At 66.4% G+C, this 21,029-nt stretch carries 20 protein-coding genes; 5 read left to right on the top strand and 15 right to left on the bottom strand.

Annotated features, from left to right (window positions below):
• The first annotated feature begins 335 nt into the window (after positions 1-335).
• The 4 genes from ACPUER_RS05035 (at position 336) to ACPUER_RS05020 (ending at position 4,736) form a co-directional block, all read left to right on the top strand.
• Entirely contained in the window at positions 336-926 is a 591-nt protein-coding gene (locus ACPUER_RS05035) for a class I SAM-dependent methyltransferase (RefSeq protein ID WP_425130522.1), read from the top strand.
• A 154-nt stretch (positions 927-1,080) separates the two neighbouring features.
• On the top strand, positions 1,081-2,511 hold the full coding sequence (locus ACPUER_RS05030) for an alkaline phosphatase (protein WP_425130521.1): 1,431 nt from the start codon (positions 1,081-1,083) through the stop codon (positions 2,509-2,511).
• A 32-nt stretch (positions 2,512-2,543) separates the two neighbouring features.
• A complete protein-coding gene (locus ACPUER_RS05025) occupies positions 2,544-3,935 on the top strand; it encodes an alkaline phosphatase (protein WP_425130520.1) in 1,392 nt (463 codons plus the stop codon).
• Positions 3,936-3,971: 36 nt separating this feature from the next.
• Positions 3,972-4,736: a hypothetical protein gene (locus ACPUER_RS05020; protein ID WP_425130519.1), complete on the top strand. Its 765-nt coding sequence runs from the start codon at positions 3,972-3,974 to the stop codon at positions 4,734-4,736.
• A gap of 161 nt (positions 4,737-4,897) precedes the next feature.
• Here the strand turns inward: ACPUER_RS05020 and ACPUER_RS05015 are convergent, their stop codons facing one another.
• The 15 genes from ACPUER_RS05015 to gbpA all read right to left on the bottom strand — a co-directional run bounded on the left by ACPUER_RS05015 (position 4,898) and on the right by gbpA (position 17,812).
• On the bottom strand, positions 4,898-5,449 hold the full coding sequence (locus tag ACPUER_RS05015; protein WP_425130518.1) for a cytochrome b: 552 nt from the start codon (positions 5,447-5,449) through the stop codon (positions 4,898-4,900).
• Between the two features lie 161 nt (positions 5,450-5,610).
• Positions 5,611-6,294: a response regulator transcription factor gene (locus tag ACPUER_RS05010; protein ID WP_425130517.1), complete on the bottom strand. Its 684-nt coding sequence runs from the start codon at positions 6,292-6,294 to the stop codon at positions 5,611-5,613.
• A gap of 12 nt (positions 6,295-6,306) precedes the next feature.
• Positions 6,307-6,840, bottom strand: coding sequence for a type II secretion system protein (locus ACPUER_RS05005; RefSeq protein ID WP_425130516.1), 534 nt, complete (start codon positions 6,838-6,840; stop codon positions 6,307-6,309).
• Positions 6,827-7,222, bottom strand: a complete 396-nt coding sequence (locus tag ACPUER_RS05000) for a type II secretion system protein (protein WP_425130515.1) — start codon at positions 7,220-7,222, stop codon at positions 6,827-6,829. Before ACPUER_RS05000 ends, ACPUER_RS05005 begins: the two co-directional genes overlap by 14 nt.
• Positions 7,197-7,685, bottom strand: coding sequence for a prepilin-type N-terminal cleavage/methylation domain-containing protein (locus ACPUER_RS04995; protein ID WP_175957089.1), 489 nt, complete (start codon positions 7,683-7,685; stop codon positions 7,197-7,199). Before ACPUER_RS04995 ends, ACPUER_RS05000 begins: the two co-directional genes overlap by 26 nt.
• The gene (locus ACPUER_RS04990; RefSeq protein WP_425130514.1) at positions 7,682-9,934 is read right to left on the bottom strand and encodes a secretin N-terminal domain-containing protein; all 2,253 of its coding nucleotides are present in this window, start codon (positions 9,932-9,934) and stop codon (positions 7,682-7,684) included. The genes ACPUER_RS04995 and ACPUER_RS04990 overlap by 4 nt, the downstream gene beginning before the upstream one ends.
• A 31-nt stretch (positions 9,935-9,965) precedes the next feature.
• Complete coding sequence (locus ACPUER_RS04985) at positions 9,966-10,448, bottom strand: hypothetical protein (protein ID WP_175960347.1); 483 nt, start codon at positions 10,446-10,448, stop codon at positions 9,966-9,968.
• Positions 10,445-10,999 (bottom strand): hypothetical protein, encoded by a 555-nt coding sequence (locus ACPUER_RS04980; RefSeq protein WP_425130513.1) that lies wholly within the window; start codon positions 10,997-10,999, stop codon positions 10,445-10,447. Before ACPUER_RS04980 ends, ACPUER_RS04985 begins: the two co-directional genes overlap by 4 nt.
• Positions 10,996-11,526, bottom strand: coding sequence for a hypothetical protein (locus ACPUER_RS04975; protein WP_175960351.1), 531 nt, complete (start codon positions 11,524-11,526; stop codon positions 10,996-10,998). Before ACPUER_RS04975 ends, ACPUER_RS04980 begins: the two co-directional genes overlap by 4 nt.
• Complete coding sequence (locus ACPUER_RS04970; RefSeq protein ID WP_425130512.1) at positions 11,523-12,293, bottom strand: hypothetical protein; 771 nt, start codon at positions 12,291-12,293, stop codon at positions 11,523-11,525. Before ACPUER_RS04970 ends, ACPUER_RS04975 begins: the two co-directional genes overlap by 4 nt.
• Positions 12,274-13,908: a GspE/PulE family protein gene (locus ACPUER_RS04965; protein ID WP_425130511.1), complete on the bottom strand. Its 1,635-nt coding sequence runs from the start codon at positions 13,906-13,908 to the stop codon at positions 12,274-12,276. Before ACPUER_RS04965 ends, ACPUER_RS04970 begins: the two co-directional genes overlap by 20 nt.
• A 59-nt stretch (positions 13,909-13,967) precedes the next feature.
• Positions 13,968-15,149 carry a type II secretion system F family protein gene (locus ACPUER_RS04960; RefSeq protein WP_175960353.1) on the bottom strand — a complete coding sequence of 394 codons (1,182 nt, stop codon included), beginning with the start codon at positions 15,147-15,149 and terminating at the stop codon, positions 13,968-13,970.
• 2 nt (positions 15,150-15,151) lie between these two features.
• The gene (locus ACPUER_RS04955; protein ID WP_244137277.1) at positions 15,152-15,649 is read right to left on the bottom strand and encodes a lytic transglycosylase domain-containing protein; all 498 of its coding nucleotides are present in this window, start codon (positions 15,647-15,649) and stop codon (positions 15,152-15,154) included.
• Positions 15,639-16,079 (bottom strand): type II secretion system major pseudopilin GspG, encoded by a 441-nt coding sequence (gene gspG, locus ACPUER_RS04950; RefSeq protein WP_425130510.1) that lies wholly within the window; start codon positions 16,077-16,079, stop codon positions 15,639-15,641. The genes ACPUER_RS04955 and gspG overlap by 11 nt, the downstream gene beginning before the upstream one ends.
• A gap of 272 nt (positions 16,080-16,351) precedes the next feature.
• Complete coding sequence (gene gbpA, locus ACPUER_RS04945) at positions 16,352-17,812, bottom strand: N-acetylglucosamine-binding protein GbpA (protein WP_175960357.1); 1,461 nt, start codon at positions 17,810-17,812, stop codon at positions 16,352-16,354.
• Positions 17,813-18,116: 304 nt separating this feature from the next.
• Between gbpA and ACPUER_RS04940 the strand changes: the two genes are divergently transcribed.
• The gene (locus tag ACPUER_RS04940; protein ID WP_425130509.1) at positions 18,117-20,987 is read left to right on the top strand and encodes a glycosyl hydrolase family 18 protein; all 2,871 of its coding nucleotides are present in this window, start codon (positions 18,117-18,119) and stop codon (positions 20,985-20,987) included.
• Positions 20,988-21,029 lie beyond the last annotated feature (42 nt).

The following is a 21,029-nucleotide window of genomic DNA, read 5'->3' as shown; positions in this document are numbered from 1 at the left end:
TCGCGCCGCGCGTGACGCGGCGTGCGGCGCGCGCGCCCCGCCGGTCGTGCCCGAGGCCGTGCTGTACCGCCCGTTCGCGCGCGGCCGATCCGGCGCCCGTGCCCGTCGGCGCCGATTCGGCGCAGGCCCGGGCGCGCGGCGGCGCGGGATATTAGGGACAATCTTCACGTCGCCTTAAGTTTTCGTTTCCTAGAATCGATTTGATCGTCGCTCTTCCTGCGGCGGACCGGATCGTCCAGGAGGATGCCCATGCAAAAGCCCCGTGTCGCCGTTGCCCTGCCTCGCGAAGTGATCGGCACGTCAACGCTGAAGGCAAAACAGATCGAGGCCGGCCGATGATCTGGCCGAACGCGTGGCGTGTCTCGGCACTGTTCGTGCGCGAGTGGGTCGGCCGCCCGGCCGCGGTGGGCGCGTTGTGTCCGAGTTCGCGGCATCTGGCGCGCGAGATGGCCGGTGCGGTGCCGGACGGCGACGGACTGGTCGTCGAACTCGGCGGCGGCACCGGCGCGATCACCGCGGCGTTGCTCGAACGCGGCGTCGCGCCACGGCGCCTCGTCGTGGTCGAGCGTTCGCCGGCGTTCGTGCAGCACCTGCGGCGACGCTTTCCGGATGTGTCGATCGTGTGGGGCGATGCGCGGCAGCTCGAACGGCTGCTGCCGCCCGCCGCGCGGGTCGATGCGATCGTGTCGTGCCTGCCGTTGCGTACGCTGCCGCGCGAGGACGTGACGGCCATCGTCGAGCAATGCCGTCGCGTGCTGTCGGCCGACGGCGTGATGATTCAATTCACGTACGACTTGCGCACCCCGCGCCGTCATCCGTTGGGCGATTCGGCATTCGTTGCCTGCGGCAGCCGTATCGTCTGGGCAAATATTCCGCCTGCGCGCATCGTGACCGTGCGCGGCGTCGCCACCGAACACGCCGGTTGACGCGGCCGCGCGCAGGGCGCCCGGACACGGCGCCGCGCCGGTTGCTTTCATAAGTCATACCGATCCTTCCAATTTCCATTCATCTTGCCGTCACATCAGGTTCCTACCATCGCCTTTCATTTCGAAAGCAGCAACACCGGGGGGGACCGGCAACATGAATCGAATCAAAATGGCGGCGCTGCTGTGTGCCGGCGCCTTTGCGCTTGCCGGATGCAACAGCGACGACGGCCCGACCAGCTCGACGCCCGCGCCCGTGCTGGCGGCGCGCAACGTGATCTTTTTCCTCGGCGACGGCATGGGGATGACGACGCTGACGGCCGCGCGCATCTATGCGGTCGGTGAAGACGGCGCGCTCACGATCGACACGCTGCCCGAATCCGCGTTCGTGAAGACTTATTCCAACGATGCGCAGGTGACGGACAGCGCGCCGTCGATGTCGGCGTACATGACCGGCGTCAAGACCAACAACGAAGTGATTTCGATGTCGCCCGACACGAAGGCGATCGAGCCGACCGCCGGCCTCACCGGCAACTGCGGCGCGAACAACGGCAAATCGGTGTCGACGCTGCTGGAGATCGCGAAGGCGAAGGGGATGGCCACCGGTGTCGTGACGACCACGCGCGTCACGCACGCGACGCCCGCCGCGACCTATGCGCACGTGTGCCATCGCGATGCCGAGAACGACATCGCGGCCCAGCTCGTGCCGGGCGGGGCGGGCTACAACGGCGCGCTCGGCGATGGCGTCGACGTCGTGCTGGGCGGCGGCATGCAATTCTTCGTACCGAAGGACGGCGGCGGCAAGCGCACCGACGGACGCAACCTGGTCAACGAACTGAAGGCCAAGGGCTACGCGTTCGCGCAGAACCGCGACGACCTGCTGGCCGCCGATGCGACGAAGAGCGGGAAGCTGGTCGGCCTGTTTTCGTCGAGCCACATGAGCTACGACCTCGATCGCGGCGCGACCAGGGAACCGAGCCTTGCCGACATGGCGACGCGCGCGCTCGACGTGCTGCAGAACAACCCGAACGGCTATTTCCTGATGGTCGAGGGCGGCCGGATCGATCACGCGCTGCACGACACCAACGCGAAGCGCGCGCTGCAGGACACGGTCGCGTTCGACAACGCGATCAAGGCGACGCTCGACAAGGTGCGCAAGACCGATCCCGACCTGAAGAACACGCTGATCGTCGTCACGGCCGATCACGATCACACGCTGGTGCTGAACGGCTATGCGGCGCGCACCGGCAAGACCGAAGCGGGCAAGCCCGGCGTGCTGGGCGTGCTGCGCAGCTATCAGACCGGCGCGGTCGCGAAGGACGCGGACGGCGCGCCGTACACGATCATCGGCTTCGGCAACGGCGAGAACCGCGTGCAGGGCAGCCGCGCGGGCACCGCGCTCACCGATGCGGTGACGGGCGCCGACGATTATCGCCAGGAGGCGGCCGTGCGGATGGACAAGGGCAGCGAGACGCACGGCGGCACGGATGTGTTCCTCGGTGCGATCGGCCGCGGCGCGGACGCGTTCCACGGCGTGATCGAGAACAACAAGGTCTTCGAGCTGGTGCGCAACGCGGTGCAGCTTTGAGCGCCGACAACACGGGTACAGGGGAATACAGGATGTCGACCATCAAGTGCATCGCGGCGGCGCTGGCCGTCGCGGGTTTCGCGTGCGGCGCGGCGCAGGCCGCCGGCCAGGCGAAGAACGTGATCTTCTTTCTCGGCGACGGCATGGGGCCGACGACCGTGACGGCGAGCCGGATCTACAAGGTCGGCGAGTCGGGACAACTGACGATGGAGAAGCTGGCCCGCACCGCGCGCGTCAAGACCTTCTCGAACGACGCGCAGACGACCGACAGCGCACCGTCGATGGCCGCGTACATGACCGGCGTGAAGATGAACAACGAAGTGCTGTCGATGTCGTCCGACACGCGCGCAGTTGCGCCGGGCAGCGACGTCAACGGCAACAAGACCGTCAACCACTGCGCGTCGGGCAACGGTCAGCCGGTCGCGACGCTGCTGGAACTGGCGAAGGCGCGCGGCAAGGCGGTCGGTGCGATCACGACGACCGAGCTCACGCACGCCACGCCCGCCGCGACCTATTCGCACATTTGCCATCGCGACGCGCAGTACGACATCGCCGCGCAAGCGGCGCCGGGTGGTGCCGGCTACAACGCCGCGCTCGGCGACGGCGTCGATGTGCTGATGGGCGGCGGCCGCAATCACTGGACGCCGTTCGATCCGGTCGCGAACAAGCGCGGCCGCGCGGACGGGCGCAACCTGCTCGACGAGATGAAGGCGAAGGGCTACACGGTCGTGGCTACGAAGGATCAGCTCGCTCAAGCCGGCAACGGCAAGCTGGTCGGTCTCTTCAGTTCGACGAGCCATCTCGAGTACGAACTGGACCGCGTCGCGGGCAAGGGCGAAGGGCCTTCGCAGCCGAGCCTCGCGGACATGACGTCGAAGGCGATCGACGTGCTGTCGAAGAACTCGAACGGCTATTTCCTGATGGTCGAAGGCGGCCGGATCGATCATGCGCTGCACGGCACCAACGCGAAGCGCGCGCTCGAGGATACGGTGGCATTCGACGAAGCGATCCGCGTCGCGCTGTCGAAGGTCGACCTGTCGAATACGCTGATCGTCGTGACGGCCGACCACGACCACACGATGACGATCAACGGCTATTCGAAGCGCGGCAATCCGATTCTCGACATCAGCCGCAACTATCGCGACGGCCAGCCGAGCAAGGATGCCGACGGCAATACCTACACGACGCTGGTGTTCGGCAATGGCGCGAACCGGCCGAACGTGCGCGCGTCGGTCGATTCGGCCACGGCGATGAACGACGCGTACCTGCAGGAAGTCGGCGTGCGGATGGGCAGCGCGGGCTCGGAGACGCACGGCGGCGGCGACGTGATGCTGTTTGCCGATGGCGCGGACGCGAAGGCGTTCAAGGGCACGATCGACAACACGAAGGTGTTCGGCCTCGTGCGATCGGCGTTCGGTTTCTGAGGCCGGCGACTTCATGATGATGAACGGGAACTCCCGATGAAACGCCAGCTTCTCGGTGCGCTCGCTTGCGGGTTGGCCGCGCTCCCGGCCTTTGCGGCCGCGGATTTCGACGCCGTGCTGCTGCACGAAAGCCGCACGGTCACGGCCGACGGCGTGACGCGCACGACGATGTATCGCGAACGGATGGTTCGGCGCGACGGGCACGTGTGGGTCGAGCGCGTGCTGCCCGTCGCGGCGGCGGGCGGCGGTCATGACGACGATCACCACGGCCATGACCATGACCACGGCGCGGGCCATGCGCGCCAGAATCCGCCGCGCGCCGGCGTGCAGCCGGCGGCCGCCCATGCGGGCCACAAGCATTTCAACTTCCAGGCGGCCGCACGACACGTCACCTATGACGGCAAGACGGCGCGCATCGAGTATGTGGACGCGGCGACCCGGACGGTCGTCAGCGTGCCGCCGGCCGAGTATGAGACGACGGGCTTCGACGGCTCGTGGGACAACGCGTACTACGTGACGCCGCCGTCGCAACTGAAGCGGCTCGCGGCGGCGAAGCGCGGCGACGCGCCCGGCACCCGCTGGTACGAGCAGGCGGTCGAGTCGCCCGGCGCGCGCGGCGTGAACCGGATCCTGTGGAGCGAACGGTTGCAGGCGCCGCTGTCGGTCGAATACCGGAGTGCCGACGGCCGCGTCGTGCGCAAGCTGACGCTCACGCAGACGCCGGCGTCGCGGCGCGAGCCGTTGCCTTGGCAGGCGCTCGCCGGCTACGCGCACAAGGAATACGCGGACTATCTGGATTGACCGGCGCGACCGATGACGCGGTTGCGCGGCCGATCGACGCTTCGTAAGCGGGGTTTGCGGTCAGGCCGGCCGGTATCGTCGCGATACGGCCGGGTTCTGGCCAGTTTTTTTGAGTATTCCAAATGACCGAGTTGTTGCTGCTTCGCAGCCAGCCCGCTTTATCAAAGCATGCGCTTCAGGACATCGTTCTTCGACACGAAATGATGCTTCAGCGCGGCGCCGGCATGCGCCGCCACCAGAGCGGCCAGCGCGTAGCATGCAACCTTGTGCAGTGCGAACCAGTGCTCGGTAACCGGGCCGGCGGAGAACGGCGTTTTCACGAATACCGTCCAGAACAGCCAGTACCCTTCAGGCACCATCATGTAGCCGCTCACCAGGACGACGGCGATCAGCGCGTAAATGAGCGAATGAACCAGATGCGCAATCGCGCGCTGCTTGTCCGGAATCGAACGAATCTCCGGCGGCGTCCTGCGGAAGAACGACCACAAATACCGCAGCGGAAACAGGACAATCAGGCACGTCGCGAGCGACATGTTGAGCGTCGACACGAAACCCCAGATCTTCGGGTGCGTGATGAAATGAAGCGAGATGCCTGCAACCATCGTATAGAGAATGATGGCCGCGAATACCCAGTGCAGCGAGCGGGAAAGCCGATCGTATCGGTCGACGTTCGGCGATCGGCGCCATGTGTGTACCTGCGAAACGGAAGACATGATTCAACATCCTTTATCTGTTGCCGACCGATTGATCGGCATGACTCAAAGATGAGAATTATCTCGGCCGCGTTGCAGGATGCAAAAGAACCTGAACGATTTCTAAACGCCCGCGACCGTCTCCATGACGGCCGCAGGAACAAAGCGGGCCCGCCAGCGGGTCAGGTCCGTTCGAGCCGGTACCCGTAGTTGTATATCGTCGAAATGATGAGCCCGTTCTTCGGCCGCAGTCCCAGACTCTTGCGCAGCGTGCTCACATAGGTGGCCAGCGTCGCGTCGTACTTGCGGTCGACGACGCCCCATACCTGCTTGATCATCATGTCCTTGGACACGATCTGGCCGACGCTTTCGAACAGCATCAGCGCGAGATCGAATTCGCGCTGGGCCAGTTCGACCGGTTCGCCGTCCACGGTCGCGACATGCCTGCCCGTGTCGAGCGCGAACTTGCCGACCTCGACGCACTTCGGTCGCCGGGTTTCCGGATAGTATTTTCGCGCCTGGGCGCTCACGCGCGCGATCAGCTCGCGCTCTCGAAGCGGTTTGACGAGATAGTCGTCGGCGCCGTTGTTGAGACCGAAGACGATATCGTCCTCGCCGTCGTGCTGCGTCATCATGATGATCGGCAGCGCATCGGCGAACGATTCCCGCGCCCATCGCATCACGTCGATGCCCGACATGCCGGGCACGTCCCAGTCGAGCAGCAGCACGTCGACACGCCGGGAACGCACCAGCTCGACAAAACTCCCTCCATCGTGACGCACCTCGATCTCGTAGCCGGCCTTCTCGAGCCAGCGGGCCACGACGCCCGCCTGCATTGCGTTGTCTTCCAGGATTGCAACGATCATGTCGTTTCACTCTCAGTGTGCCGCCCCGCCCGTCGACGTGCCGGCTCCGTTCGCGGAGCCGTCGCCGGGCGCAGGCGGCAAATATGCAAACGTCCATTCGCCATACGTGTCGCGATCGCCGAAGGCCTCGTAGCGGACCGGGAACCCCTGGCGTTTCAGCGGCCGGCCGGACGCTTCGCTGAACACGCCCATGATCCCGCCGTCCGGCGACTTCACGAGCCCCCAGGAAGTCGACCCGGTCAGCGGGTCGGCATACAGGCGTCGCAAATGCCGCTGCGTCGGCAAGGCCCGGCGATCCTCCAGCAGTGCGTCGAGCGACGCCGGATAGCGGTTCTGCCCTGCGGCATTGTAGTAGCTTGCGATCGCCGCGCGAAACTGGTCGCCGACGAACAGCAACTGGGCTTCGCGGTCGCGCTGCTGAACGGTGCTCCAGATGCGCGCTGCCTGGGTCATCCCCAGGCCCAGCGCCGCGACGAGCATCAGCACGCCGAGATACGCGATGCCGCGTTGAGCGCGCGGACGTCGCCGCAGGTTACCACGTCTCATAGCCGCTTCCGTCGAGTGCGCGGCCCTTCGCGCCGCTCTTCACGTCGGCTACGCCGCCGGCGTCTCCGGCCAGCAGAAGCCACGAATTGCGTTTGCCCGTCACCGGGTCGAGCGGCACTTCGCGCAGGTAGCGATTGGCGACGAGCGTGTCGAGCGAATCCGGGTTGCGACCGTGATCGGCCCGGTAATCGTCGATGGACTGTCGCAGCGTATTCAGGTTGTGGCGCAGCACCGTTTCCTTGGCGCGGTCGCCCTGTTTCAGATAGCCGGGCGCGACGAACGCGGTCAGCGTCGCGATGATCGCCATGACGACGAGCAGCTCGACGAGCGTGAAGCCGGCGACACGCCGCGCTCGCCTACCATTGGTTGTACGGGACGCCATTGAGGCCCTCCTTGCGATTGGTCGAACGAATATCGAATACGTCCTCGCCGGACGAAAAGGATGCGGGATCGCTTGCGTAGCTGCGCGTTTCCCACATCTCGTCGGCCGCCTTGCCGTCGCATTCGCACATCGGATCGGCGGGAATCTTGCGCAGGAAATACAGTCGCGCGCCGCCCGGAGACGTCTTGTCCTCGACGCCTTCGACAAGCGTGCGCAGGTCCGGCGGATAGCCGCTGGCGTCGGCGCTGCGCTCGACCCGTCCGTCGTCGGCCGCGGCCTTGTACGCATCGAGCGCCGAGCGGATCACGACCAGCGAGCGGCGCAACTCGGCTTCGGCGGCGCGACGCTTGACGAGATCGGTCAGCGGCAAGGCCACCGTTGCGAGCAACGCAAGCAGCGTCAGCGCGACCATCAGTTCGATCAGCGTGAAGCCGCGCGCGCGAACGCGTCGCCGGGCGATCATGCGAAGCCCCCGGCGCGCGGTAGCCACTCCGGCGCATCGGCTTGCAGGGTCGCGCCGGGCAGGCCGTCGCTCCGGACGGAGGCAACGAAGGACACCAGCGAGCCGATCAGCGAGCGCAGCATGGCCACCAGCCCGGGCTTTGCCGATGCGGGCGCTTCCGGTTCGAAGCGTGAGTCCGCCTTGGCGACGGCCTCGGCCGTCGGCGGCTGTGCGGCCGGAGCCGCCGTCTGTCCGTCGATCGCAGGCGCGACCGTCGACGGCCGGGCGGCCGTCTCCGCGCGCACGCGCATCATGCCGCCGCCATGCGCGCCGCGCTCGCCCGCCGTGTCTTTGGCGGCGCCGGGCTCGCCGGCCGGACGCGCGTCCGCTTCCGCATCCGCATCCGGCGCGCCATCGGCGACCTTGTCCGTATTCGGTTGCGCGGCGGGTACGGTCGGCTCGATCGAAGCATCGAGGTCCGGGCCGCTCGTGGATACCGTCCGCGCGGGTACGGGCGCGGCTTCGAGCGTCAGCGCCTCGGTCGTGATGCGCGCCTCCGTCCCGGACAGGAACGTCGTGACCGCCGACGTCGGCAAGTCGAGGTTGCGCTCGATGTGCGGCGTGATCAGCAGCACGATTTCCGAGCGCTCGTTGCTGCGGCCGTTCGAGCCGAACAGCCGGCCGACGACGGGCAGGCCCGACATGCCGGGCAGCCCCGAGACGTTCTCGATCTCGTTGCGCTTGACCAGACCGGCGAGAATCTGCGTTTCGCCGTTTCTCGCGGTCATGAGCGTTTCCGCATTGCGTGTCCCGAGTGCATAGGCGACCAGGCCGGTCTTGGTGGTTTCCTTCGACAGGATGCTGCTGACTTCCATGTTGACCTTCACGCTGACCTCGTCGTCGAGGCTGATGCGCGGCTCGACCTTCAGCATCAGGCCGACGTCCTGGTAGCTGACCGATTCCGTGACGACGCCGTTCGCATTCGTGGTCGTCACGATCGGCACGCGTTCGCCGATCTTGATGTTGGCCTTCTCCATGTTCCGCACGCGGATCTTCGGATTCGCGAGCGTCTTGGTCTTGCCCTGCTTCTGCAGCATGTCGATCGCAAGCGACAACGCGCCGGATTCGCTCGATACGCCGATCCGGTCGCGGTTCACGCGCAGCAGGTCGCCGAGCGTCAGCACGGCGCCGTCGACGCCGCCGAGCGCGCCGAACTGAATGCGGCCCGGATACTGGACGCCGAGATCGACGCTGTCGTTCATGTTGACTTCCAGTACCTGCACATCGAGCGTGACTTCGGACTGCGGAATATCCAGCCCCATCACGACGCGTTCCGCAACCTGGATCGTTTCGGGCGTGTCGCGCAGGACAACTGCGTTGACCCGCTCGTCCACGTAGATGTCCTTCGGCTTGATCATCTGGCGCAGCGCGGCCATCACCGACTTCGCGTCCGCGTGCGACAGGAAGAACGTCCTGAGCGCGAACTCGGTGTAGTTGCGGCTTTTCTCCGGCTGCGACGGGTAGACGAGCAGCGTGTGCTTGTCGAGCACCTTCTTCTCGAGCTGGTTCGTGCGCAGCAGCAGGTTGATCGCGTCCTCTGCGGTGGTGCGCTCGGCGAACATCGTGGCGGGCTGGCTCGTATCGACGTCGCGGTCGAACACGAAGTTCACGCCGGACACGCGCGAGATCACGTCGAAAATGTTCGACATCGGCTGCTGCTTGAAATTGAGCGAAACCGGCTTGCGCAACGCGTCGGACAGTTGCGGACGCACCGGCCGGCTCGCCTGCGACGCGCGCAGCAGCGAATCGCGCAGCCGCTTGGCCTCCGCATGGTTCGGCTGCTCGGCAAGAATGCGCCGGGCGATCTCCAGCGCTTCCTGCGGCTGTTCGCCGCGGATGCGCTGCGCGCGCGACAGCTCGATCGCCATCTGCTGGCGGCTGGCGACCTGCTCGAGTTCCTGACGGGCGCGGAGATTGCCGGCGTCCTCGGCCAGCACGTTGTTCAGGTGATCGATCGCCGCGGCGTGGTTCCCCTGCGTGCTTTGCCGCTCGGCGGCCTTCAATTCGGCGCGCACGTATTCCTGCCGGGTCAGCTCGACGGACGTGGCGATCCGGATATCTTCCGGTGCGATCTCCTTCTGCCGCTGGAGCGTGCCGAGGCGTTCGGCAGGCGTTCCGGCGTCGGCCGCGGGGGCGTTGAACGGGGCGCTCGCGCAGCCTGCCAGCGCGAGCGCCGAGACCAGGAGTAATAGACTGACGGTACGTTTCATGATGGTGTTCGATAAAGGTTCGATTCGGAATTCAAGGGGTCGGCGACGGAGGCGAAAGCTCGACATCCGCACCGTCGCGGGTCATCACGACCGGGCCCGTTTCGCGCAGCGCCTTCAGCCGATAGCCGTCGGCGATCTCGGCGCCCGGCAATACGGCGTCGCGCACACCGCAACGGCGCCCGCACAGCAGAAAGGTCCGGCCGCCGCCATCCAGCACGACAATGCGTTGCCCCTGCTCGCGCCATTCGCCGGCGATCTCGAACGGCGCCGGCGGCGCGGAAGGCGCCGGCGCGGCGTCGATCGGATCAGCCAGCGCCGGCGCTTTCGCTTCGGACGCGCCGGCTTCGGCAAGCGCGCCGGCAGACGCATCCTCCGCGCCGAGCGATGCCCAGTTCTGTGCCGGAAAAACGTCGACGACGCGCGGCTGACCGGCGATCTCGCCTGCAAGGCTGCCGCCCGCGGCGACTGCGACGGCCCACGCCGCCGCCAGTCGAAAAAGGGATCGGGGCATCATGCGTCGGGCCCCAGCAAGCTGACCCGAAGGTCGACGTTGACGACGGGGCTGTCGATCTTTTCGCGTTCGATGACGACGCTCTCGATGCGCACCATCGGCTGGTCGGCGATCGTGCGCATCGCGTTGCGCAGCCCGGCGTAGCTGCCGCTCATCGCCATGTTGATCGTGAGCCGCCGCAGCTTCCCCTTCACTTCGGCCTCGCGCCGGTAGGTGGCTTGCTTTCGCTCCAGGCCGTTCTGCGACAGGATCTCAAACAGCGAATACGCCTGCTCGCTGTTGCGCAACTGCTGGACGTCCCGCAGTGTCATGCTGCCGTCGCCCGCCTGCGGGCCCGGCTTCGGCAACGCGGCCAGTTCCTTCGCGAGCGCATCGCGCGTCGCGTCGAGTCGCGCGCCGTCCGGCTGCAGATAAAGCGCGTGCAGGCCGAGCAGCCCGACGACCGCGCCGGCCGCCAGCAGCCCGGGCACGCGCAGCTTGCGGGTCGCCGCGTAGGCGCCCCAGCGCAAGCGCGCGGCGAGCGCCGTCGTGTCGATGGTTTTCAGGTTTGTCATGGGTGTTCGATGCTCAAGCTGAAATGAAAGATGCTCTTGCCGTCCTCGATCTTTGTCCGATGCTGAAGCAGGCCGATCTTGCGGTCCGGATGACGGTCGTTCAGGCGGTCGACGAACAGGTAGATATGCGACAGATCCGCGGCGCCGCCTTCGATGCGCGCCTCGCGACCCGCCTTGTCCACCGTCAGCGACTTCAGCGCGATCTGCGGCGTCCACGCGTGCTCGATCCAGTCGACCACCGACAGGCCCGAGCCCTTGCCGCTCATCTTCTGCTCCGCAAGCACGCGCTCGATGCGCCGCTGTTCCGGCGTTTTGGCCTTCTCCCGCCGCTGTTCGCGCTCGATGACGCGCTGCCGCTGCTCGATCTGTTTGCCGATCCGGTCGACGTCGTCGCGAAGCGCATCGACGCGGGTCCATTCGCTGCCGGCGAACATCCCCGCCGCCAGTGCACAACAGAGCGCGAAGCCCGCCCACGGCGTGACGCGCGTGCGCGGCGCGACGAAATTCAATCCCGTCAGGCGCTTCATGCCGGTTCCTCCGCTGCGGCGCCCGTCGGTTCGACGCCGGCGCGATCCGGCGATGCGCCCGCGGCGTCGCCGCCGGAGAACATCGAGCCGTCGAACCGGCTTGCATGCGTGTCGCCGCCGGCCGGCTGCCCGGCGATCAGCGCCGCTGCGGCAAACCAGTCGTCGGCGCGCTCGCCGGCGCGCGGCAACGTGACCACGTCGCGCCATTCGCCCGAGCGCCGGAAAATACACGTCACCACGTGCGGCTGGCGCAGCGCGAAACTGAAATCGTCGCCGCCCAGCCGGGCGGCGTGTGCGTCGAGCGACGCCGACAGTGCGTCGCGAAAACTCGCGATCCGCCAGCCGGCCGCGCGGCTCGCGTCGACGAGCGCAGTGAGGAGCGCGTCGCATGCCGCCACCGCGAGGCGCGTGCGGCCGCGCCGCTCGTCCTCGACGAGGATGCGCAGCGCGCCGCGTTGCGCGCGGGCGGCGAACAGCATGCGCGCGTACGCTTCCCATGCGGCGTCCGACAGCAAGCCTTCCTGCCAGGGCAGCACCACGCCGTGCGACCACGGATGCCCGACGACCACGTGAATGCGGTTGCACATCGGCAGGCGCGCTTTCGGCAGCCCGGCAAGCACGCGCTCGAGCGCATCGGCCGGCCGGCCCTCGTGTGCGACGACCGCATGCGGCGCGCCAGCGCACCGCGCGTGGCGGCCCTCGTGCACCCAAACGCTCAGCGTATCGGCGTCGATCAGCGCGGTGACGTCATTCCAGAGCGATCGCACGCTGCACCTCCTGAAATGTCGTCATGCGCGCGCGCACCGCCGCCAGCCCCGCATCGCGCATCGACTGGTAGTCGGTGCTGTTCTCGAGCGCGCGGGCGCGCTTCTCGACCGAGCGTTCGAGCAGCGCCGCCTTCAGCGGCGCGTCCAGCGTCAGCACCTCGGCGAGCCCGATCCGGCCGTGATAGCCGGTGCCGCGGCACGTGTCGCAGCCGCCGCCCGGCACCACCTCGCGCCGCAGCGCGTCGAGCGACGCGCCGGCCAGATCCGCGCCGTCCGTCGCCGCGCCGCCGCAGCTCGTGCAGATCCGCCGCACGAGACGCTGCGATACGACGCCGTTGAGCGCCTCGAGAAAAGTCGACGGCTCGACGCCCATGTAGATGAACCGGTCGATCACGCTGAAGCCGTCGTTCGCGTGCACGGTCGACAGCACGCGGTGGCCGGTGAGCGCCGACTGCACCGCGATCGACGCGGTTTCCTCGTCGCGGATTTCGCCGACCATCACCGTATCCGGATCGTGCCGCAGAATCGAGCGCAGCCCGCGCGCGAACGTCAGGCCCTTGCGCTCGTTGACCGGAATCTGCAGCACGCCTTTCAGCTCGTATTCGACCGGGTCCTCGATCGTGATGATCTTGTCGTCGCCCGTGTTGACCTCCGACAGCACCGCATAGAGCGTCGTCGACTTGCCGCTGCCGGTCGGCCCCGTCACGAGCATGAGCCCGTAGGGGCGATGCGCGAGCGCGCGCACGCGGCGCGAGGTCGGCGCGTCGAAGCCGAGCACGTCGAGGCTCACGCTGTCGCCGCGCTGCGACTTGTCGAGCACGCGCATCACGGCGTTTTCGCCGTAGGTTCCGGGAATGATCGACACGCGGAAATCGATTTCGCGCCCTTGCATCACGACCTTGAAACGGCCGTCCTGGGGCACGCGCTTTTCCGCGATGTCGAGTGCGGCGAGCACCTTGAGCCGCGACATCGTCTGCGTCGCCGCTTCGACGCCGGGAATGTGACGGATCGATTGCAGCACGCCGTCGATCCGATAGCGGATCGCCAGGCCATCGGCCGCCGATTCGAGGTGGATGTCGCTCGCGCGGCTCTGCAGCGCGTCGTACAGCGTCGTGTTGACGAGCCGGATGATCGGACTTTCGTCCTTTGCGATGCTGGCAAGCGAGATCGATTCGGTGACCTGCGCGAGCGTCTCGCCCGGCGCATCGATCTTGACGTCGTCCATCAAGCGCTCGTTCGACTCGATGTCGCCGAGCACGCGCTCGACTTCGCCGGGTACGCTCATCGCGACGCCGACCGGCTTCGCGCCGAAGCGCGCGAGCAGCTCGTCGCGCACGGTGCGCGCGAACGGGTCGGCGACGACGATGCGCGACCCGCCGTCGAACTCGATCGGCAGCGCGCGCAGCGACAGCGCGTCATGCAGCGGCAGCAGATCGAAACGCGTCGGCGCGGCACGCAGCGTGTCGGCGTCGATCGGCTCGATGCCGAGGCAGGCCGCCACGTCGGCGAGCCGAGTCGTGTCGGCGCGCATCAGATCGTCCGCGTACTGCGCGAATCCGGCGCCGGATGCACCGGATTCCGTCTTCCAGCGTTGAATCATGTGTTGCGTATTCATTGTGCATTCTCCAGTAGGGCAGTGGGATCGCGTCGCCGACGCGTCATCGGCGCGGATCGTTATCCGACGCTGCCGGCCAATTCGAAGATCGGCATGTAAAGCAACAAAACCACGGCGCCGACCGTTGCGCCGACCGCGAGCATCAGCACCGGTTCGAAGACCTTGCTGATCATCTCGATGGACCGGTCGAGCGCGCCGTCGTGGAACTGCGCGATGTGTTCGCACATCCCGCCCAGATCGCCGCTCTGCTCGCCGACGCGCAACAGGCGCTCGGCGACGGACGTCGTCAATGCGTGGGCCGCGAACACGGTCGAAACCGGGCGTCCGGCGCGCAACTCGCTCAGTGCGGCCGCAAGGCGCGGCCGCAAGTGCTCGGGCAGCACCTTGCCGGACAACGCCAGCGCATCGATCACCGGCGTGCCGCCGGCGATCAGGAGCCCGACGGTCCGATAGAAGCGGGTCAGCGCGAACAGCGCGCAGACGTCGCGCACCTTCGGCGCGCGCCACATCGACCGCCGCGCCGCGCGCTTGACGGCAGCCGAGCGCAACGCCAGCCCCGCACCGACGAACGCCGCGGCGACCGCCAAGCCGACCGCCGCGCCGTTCTCGCGCAACACGGTCGCCCACCAGAGCATCGCCTGCGCGGTCGGCGGCAACTCGGTCAGCGACTCGAACACCACCGCGAAGCGCGGAATCACGAAGAAGGCCATGAACAGCAGGATCGCGATGCCGACGCCGATCACGACAGCCGGATAGATCAACGCGCCGGTGACCCGCTTACGGATCTGCTCGATCCGCACTTCGTATTGCTGGTAGCGTTTCAGCACGACCGGCAACTGACCGCTGCCTTCCGACGACGCGATCGTCGCGACGAGCAGTTCCGGAAATATGTCGGGCTGCCGGGCGAGCGCCGCGGAAAACGGCTGCCCCTCGTACATCACCGACAGAATTCGGTCGATCACATGCTTCGACGCCTTGCCCGCGTCGTTCTTGTCGCGCAATGCCTCGAGCGCCTCGATCAACACGAGGCCCGCATCGAGCAAGGTCGACAGTTCCTGCAGGAACAGCGCGAGCGCGAATTTCGCGGCGCGCTTCCGGCTGCCGAAGCGCACGCGGCGGATATCGAGCACGGCGCCGCCCTGAGTCGCGATCCGGGCTCGCACATCCGCCTCGCTCGCCGCCTCGATCGTCTGCTGCGCGACCTTGCCGTCGACGAGCACCCGTATCCGAAACGATTCCATGGCTACCTCCGCCACGCGTCGAGCGCCGCCATGCTGGCGCCGCGATCGCCGGTAAGCGCCCGATACTCGCGCCAGACCTTGGTCGCATACGATTGGCGCGCCGGTTTGCGCTTCTCGGAAGAACCGGCGTTGTAGGCGCCGACCGCGTTCCAGGTATAGCCGTGCCGTTCGATGAAGCCGGCGAGAATCGATGCGCCGGTATCGATCGACGTGCACGGTTCGTCGATCAGGCGCTTGTGCGTGACGCCGGTCTTGATCAAGCGCGGCAGATGCGAGCTGTTGATCTGCATCAGACCGATGTCGTAGGTGCCGTTTCGGTTGTAATTGATCGCGTCGGGATTCAGCGACGATTCGACCTTTGCGATTGCGACGAGCAGGAGCGGATCGATGCCGTGCCGCTCGCCGGCCTGGGTGAAACAATCCTTGGCCGCGGCGCCGGACGCGCATGCGACGAACAGCGTCGCCGCGACGGTCCAGCGACGCAGACCCTTACATGCCATAAACGAGGTCCGCATCGATGCCACCCCCTCCTACGCGACCGTCCCGCCCGAGCGACACGATCTCCGCCTCGCCGTCGCGGCCTGGGACGTTCCACTGATAGGCGCGCCCCCAGCCGTCCTTCGGCACGGCCTTCGCGAGATACGGGCCGCTCCATCCGTCGACGTTCTGCGGCTGCTTGACCAGTGCGTCGAACCCCTCGTCGGAGCTTGGGTAGCGGCCCGTATCGAGCCTGAACTGCGTGACGGCGTCGCCGAGCGTCTTCATCTGCGACTCGGTCGAGCGGACCTTTGCCTTGTCGACCTGCGAGAAGAGCTTCGGGCCGACATAGCCCGCCAGCAGCGCGATGATCAGCAGCACCACCAGCAGTTCCAGCAAGGTGAAGCCTCGCTGGCCTCGCCTGTTCGTCCATTTCGGAATATTCGTTTTCACGTTGTATGCCCTCGGTTGAAAATCCGGCGCAATGCGCGGTTGGGAACGTCATCTCATTTCAGATGACGAATTAATTGGACGCTTTCCCGGATACGGACTCGATCGAGTCGAAGCGCCTTTCGATAACGCCGTTTTTCGAGCGCGATGCAGGCGCAGCCGGTTTCGCAAGGGCAGGTTCGACCTGCCCCGAAACGCGCTGCGCATGCATCCGTCGGCGACGAACGAGTCGCACGCCTGGCGGCGTGCGGCTCGAACGACGCCTCCCGGCGTCCTTACTTGCTACATGCGCCGAGGTCCTTCCAGACCTTGCCGGTGTGGTCGGCGCCCGTCGTCGCCGGCGAGCCGGGCACGTCGTTCTGGGTCCACCAGCGCGCCTCGTAGGTACGGCCGCCGTGCTGCACCTTGGCGCCGCCCGTATAAGCCGTGCCTTGCTTCCACGCCGCCTGGCACTGCGCGCCTTCGCCGCCGCCCGCTCCGCCGGTCAGCTTGAACGTGACGGTTTCCTGCTTCAGCGTGCCGCCGTCGATCTGCGACGTCGCCACGGCCGTATGCGCGCCCGCCTTCGCATTCGCGATATCGACGCCCAGGTCGCCCTGCATCCGCATCGTTGCCGACTTCGAGCCGACCAGCGAATTGGCCGCGTCGTAAACCTTCACCGTGACGCTGGTGTCCTTCGAATGGTTGAACTTCAGGAAGAACTTCGCCGTCGCCTTGCCGTTCTCGATCTTGAATTCGGGGTTGTTCGTGATACTGAAGTTTTCGTCGATGCCGGATTCCGGCTGCTTCTCGACCGTCGTTTCCGTACGCACGATGCCGCTCCCGCTCTTCGCGAACACGTCGTTCGCGCCGAGCGACGGTTCGATGCGCCCGTCGCGCTCGACGCCGGCCAGCAGACTTGCCGATTGCACGCGGTTGATTTCCTTCGCGAGCAGCATCGGCCACATGTTGCGTTCACCCTGTTCCGCCGTGCCTATCGTGACGGTCGTCTTCATCGACGGCACTTCGCCGCCCGACTTGAACACGCGGTTCATGACCTTGTCGCCGGCCTTCAGATCGACGGTCGGCGCAATGTTGCCCACGGACGACCAGCTCGGCTTGCCCGGATCGGTCGGGCCGCCGTCCGCCTTGATGTTGAGATCCGAGACGTTGTAGAACATGCCGGCCGTGTCGCCGACGTGCCACGTGCTCAGCATCACGTGATGCCCGGTCCGGTCCGACGGAATCGTGCAGCCGTGCGGCCCGATCGCATCGGCCTTCTTCATGCCGCCGTCGATCGTGCAGAACGGCGTCAGGTCGAACTGGTCGCGCGTCAGCGGCAGGTTCGGATTCCAGCCCGGCTTCGTCAGGTAGTACTTGAACTCCTTCGTCACGTGCGGCGCGGTGAACGTCCATTTGAACTGGTGCGCGCCCGGCTTGATGTCGTTGGTCTTCCAGCGATCGACGGACTGCTCGTTGAGTTCGCTGAACTGCACGACGCCGCCGCTCGCGATCTGCCCGTCCGGCGCGCCTGCCTGAGGAAAGCCCTGCTTGCCCTCGACGCTCTGCGGTTCCCACGTGACCGAGCCGCAATTGAAGTTCGTCGCCGGACCCTGCTTCGAGCTGCACATCAGGTTGCGCGACGGCGGATCGGAGAGATAGCCGTGCGCGACCGCATGTTGTGCGAAGAACATGGAAGCGCATGCAACCAGCGGCGACAGTTTGAAGAGCGTTCGGCTCGCGGTGTGTTTGTTCATGGTGTATTGGTGATTGATCGTATCTGGCGATACTGCTTTCGAAAGAGAGGTTGATCGGTGCCTGTGCGAGGCCCGGCGTATGTGCGTCATGCATCGACTGGGATGTGACACGGGTTGAAGTTTCCGCGAGCGTGACCGGGCCGTGAATCTTCTTGAGCGATTCATCAAGAAACCGGCGTCCGGCTCCTTCGGGGCCAGCATTTCTTGAGACATCCTTTAGATTGATTTGCGCGAGACGGCGGATAAAAAACAATGCAAAGGTCGATTCAGACACTCTTTCAATTACTCAAGGACGACGATCAAATTGCGCCTGAATAAACTCAACCTCCATCGATCGCGCATCGCTGCTGCATCCGGCCGTAACCAGACGCTTGCTTTCGCGGCGATCGCCACGGCCAGCGCGCTGTGTTTCGCGAACGCGGCATTCGCAGCCCCCGGCAAACCCAGCCTCAAGCAGTACGAAATCACGTCGAAGCCGCACGGTTTCGTCGAAATCGACCTGCAGAAGGCCGGGAGCGCACCCTACAAGGACATCGTCAAGCTCAACAAGAAGGTCGACGTGCCGCTGCCCTTCGATATCTGGAGCAACGCAACCGCGGTGAAGGCGGTCGCGGTGGTCGACGGCGCGGTCGACGCCGCGTCGGAAGTCAAGCTGACGCCCGGCGGCGCCCAGAGCGGGACCGTAGTCGCCAACGTCAAGACGCCGGGCGTGAAGAAGATGCAAGTCCGGGTGATCGACGCGAACGGCGCGTCGACCGACAGCGCGCCGATCGACGTGATCGTCTTCGACACGATTCCGGAACTGGCCGACACGCTGCCCGACAACGCGAGCAAGGCGCACAAGCGCTTCAAGAACACGTCCGGCTCGGTGGTCGGCACTTACTTCGCGGCGTGGTCGGTCTACGACCGCAAGTTCAACGTCGACAACGTGCCGGTCGAGAACCTGACACACATGCTGTACGGCTTCGTTCCGATCTGCGGCGGTGCGGACATCAACGCGTCGCTCGCGCGCGACGTGCCGAATTCGTTCCGCGCGCTGCAGCAGACGTGCGCGGGGCTGCCCGACTTCAGCGTCGCGATCCACGACACGTGGGGCGAGCTCGGCATGACGCTGCCAGGCCAGACCGCGAACTCGAAGCTCAAGGGCGTGCTCGGCCAGATGATGGCCGCGAAGAAACGCAACCCGGATCTCAAGATCCTGCCGTCGATCGGCGGCTGGACGCTGTCCGATCCGTTCTTCCAGCTGCACGATCCGGCCAAGCGCAAGGTGTTCGTCGATTCGACCGAGCAGTTGCTGCGCACCTGGAAGTTCTTCGACGGCGTCGACATCGACTGGGAATTCCCGGGCGGCAAGGGTGCGAACGGCGCGATCGGCAATCCGCAGACGGACGGCGCGCTGTACGTGACGCTGATGAAGGAACTGCGGCAGATGCTCGATCGCGTGTCGGCGGACACCGGCAAGACCTACGAGCTGACGTCGGCGATCGGCGCGGGCAAGGATAAGATCGACGTGGTGAACTACAAGGAAGCCACGAAGTACATGGACTACATCTTCGACATGACGTACGACTTCTACGGTGCGTTCAGTCTGACGGAGCTGGGTCACCAGACGGCGCTGTACGCACCCGCCGCGCGGCCGGACACCAAGTACACGACCGACAACTCGATCAAGGCGCTGCTCGCGCAGGGCGTCGATCCGAAGAAGCTCGTCGTCGGCGCGGCGGCGTATGCCCGCGGCTGGACCGGCGTGTCGGGCTATGCCGACGGCAATCCGTTCACCGGCACCGCGAAGGGGCCGCACAAGGGGCAGTGGGAGGCCGGCATTCTCGACTACAAGAAACTCAAGTCGGAAATGATCGGGCCGAACAATGCGGGCATCAACGGCTACGAGTACCACTACGACCAGACCGCCGAGGCGCCGTACGTGTTCAACAAGAGCACCGGCGAGCTCCTCACGTTCGACGATCCGCGCTCGGTGAACGCGAAGGGCGACTACGTGCGCAAGCATCAACTGGGCGGGATGTTCTCGTGGGAAATCGACGCGGACAACGGCGACATCCTGAACGCGATGCACGAGGGCCTCGGTCACGGCGACGGCGGTAGCGGCGCGGAGAATCATCCGCCGATCGCGAACGCGGGCGCCGGCATGACGGTCACCGGGCCGCAGACGGTGACGCTCGACGCATCGAACTCGCGCGATCCCGACGGCGACAAGCTGACCTTCAAGTGGGAACAGATCGGCGGCGATCCGCTGAAGATCGGCAATCCCGCCGGTGCGAAGGCGACAGTCGACGTCCCGGCGGTCAAGCAGGACACCCGCTATACGTTCCGCGTGACGGTGACCGATCCGGCTGGACTGAAGGATGCCGCCCAGGTCGTCGTGACCGCTCAGGCCGAATCGTCGGTCGAACCGCCGCCGGCCGAAAACCGTCCGCCGGTCGCACGGCTCAACGGCCCGGCCCAGGCGGAGGGCGGTCAGGCCGTGGTCCTCTCGGCCGAGAAATCGACCGATCCGGACGGCGACAAACTGACGTTCCAGTGGACGACTCCGTCCGGCATCGACGCGCAGGCTTCCGGCCCGACGCTGCGCTTCACCGCGCCGAAGCTGGCGAAGGACCAGTCGTTCACGTTCTCGGTCAAGGTTGGCGACGGCAAGCTGTCGTCCACCGCGCAGCACACGGTGCTCGTGAAGGCGACGGATACGGGCGGCGGCGGTAACGGCGGTGGTGGCAACGGCGGCGGCGAAGGCGGCCAGTACCCGGCATACAAGGCCGGTACGCAGTACAAGGCCGGTGACGTCGTATCGAACCTGGGCAAGCTGTACCAGTGCAAGCCGTTCCCGTACAGCGGCTGGTGCTCGGGTGCGCCGGCCGCCTATGAACCGGGCAAGGGCTCCGCGTGGAGCGATGCGTGGACGGTCTTCGGCAACGGCGAAGGCGGCAACGGCGGCGGCGAAAGCGGCGGCGGCAACGGCGGCGGCGAAGGCGGCGGCGGCAACCATCCGCAATACAAGGAAGGCACCAAGTACGGCGCCGGCGACATCGTGTCGAACAACGGCAAGCTGTACCGATGCAAGCCGTTCCCGTACACCAACTGGTGTTCGATGGCTGCCTGGGCGTATGAGCCGGGCAAGGGCACCGCGTGGGATCAGGCCTGGGAGGAGCACAAGGACTGACGCGAATCCCGACGAGCACCGGCCCGCGGCGCACGCCCGGGC

The organism is Burkholderia sp. DN3021, from assembly GCF_049805555.1.
Taxonomy (GTDB): domain Bacteria; phylum Pseudomonadota; class Gammaproteobacteria; order Burkholderiales; family Burkholderiaceae; genus Burkholderia; species Burkholderia pyrrocinia_C.
This window is presented reverse-complemented; position numbering and strand designations above follow the sequence as displayed.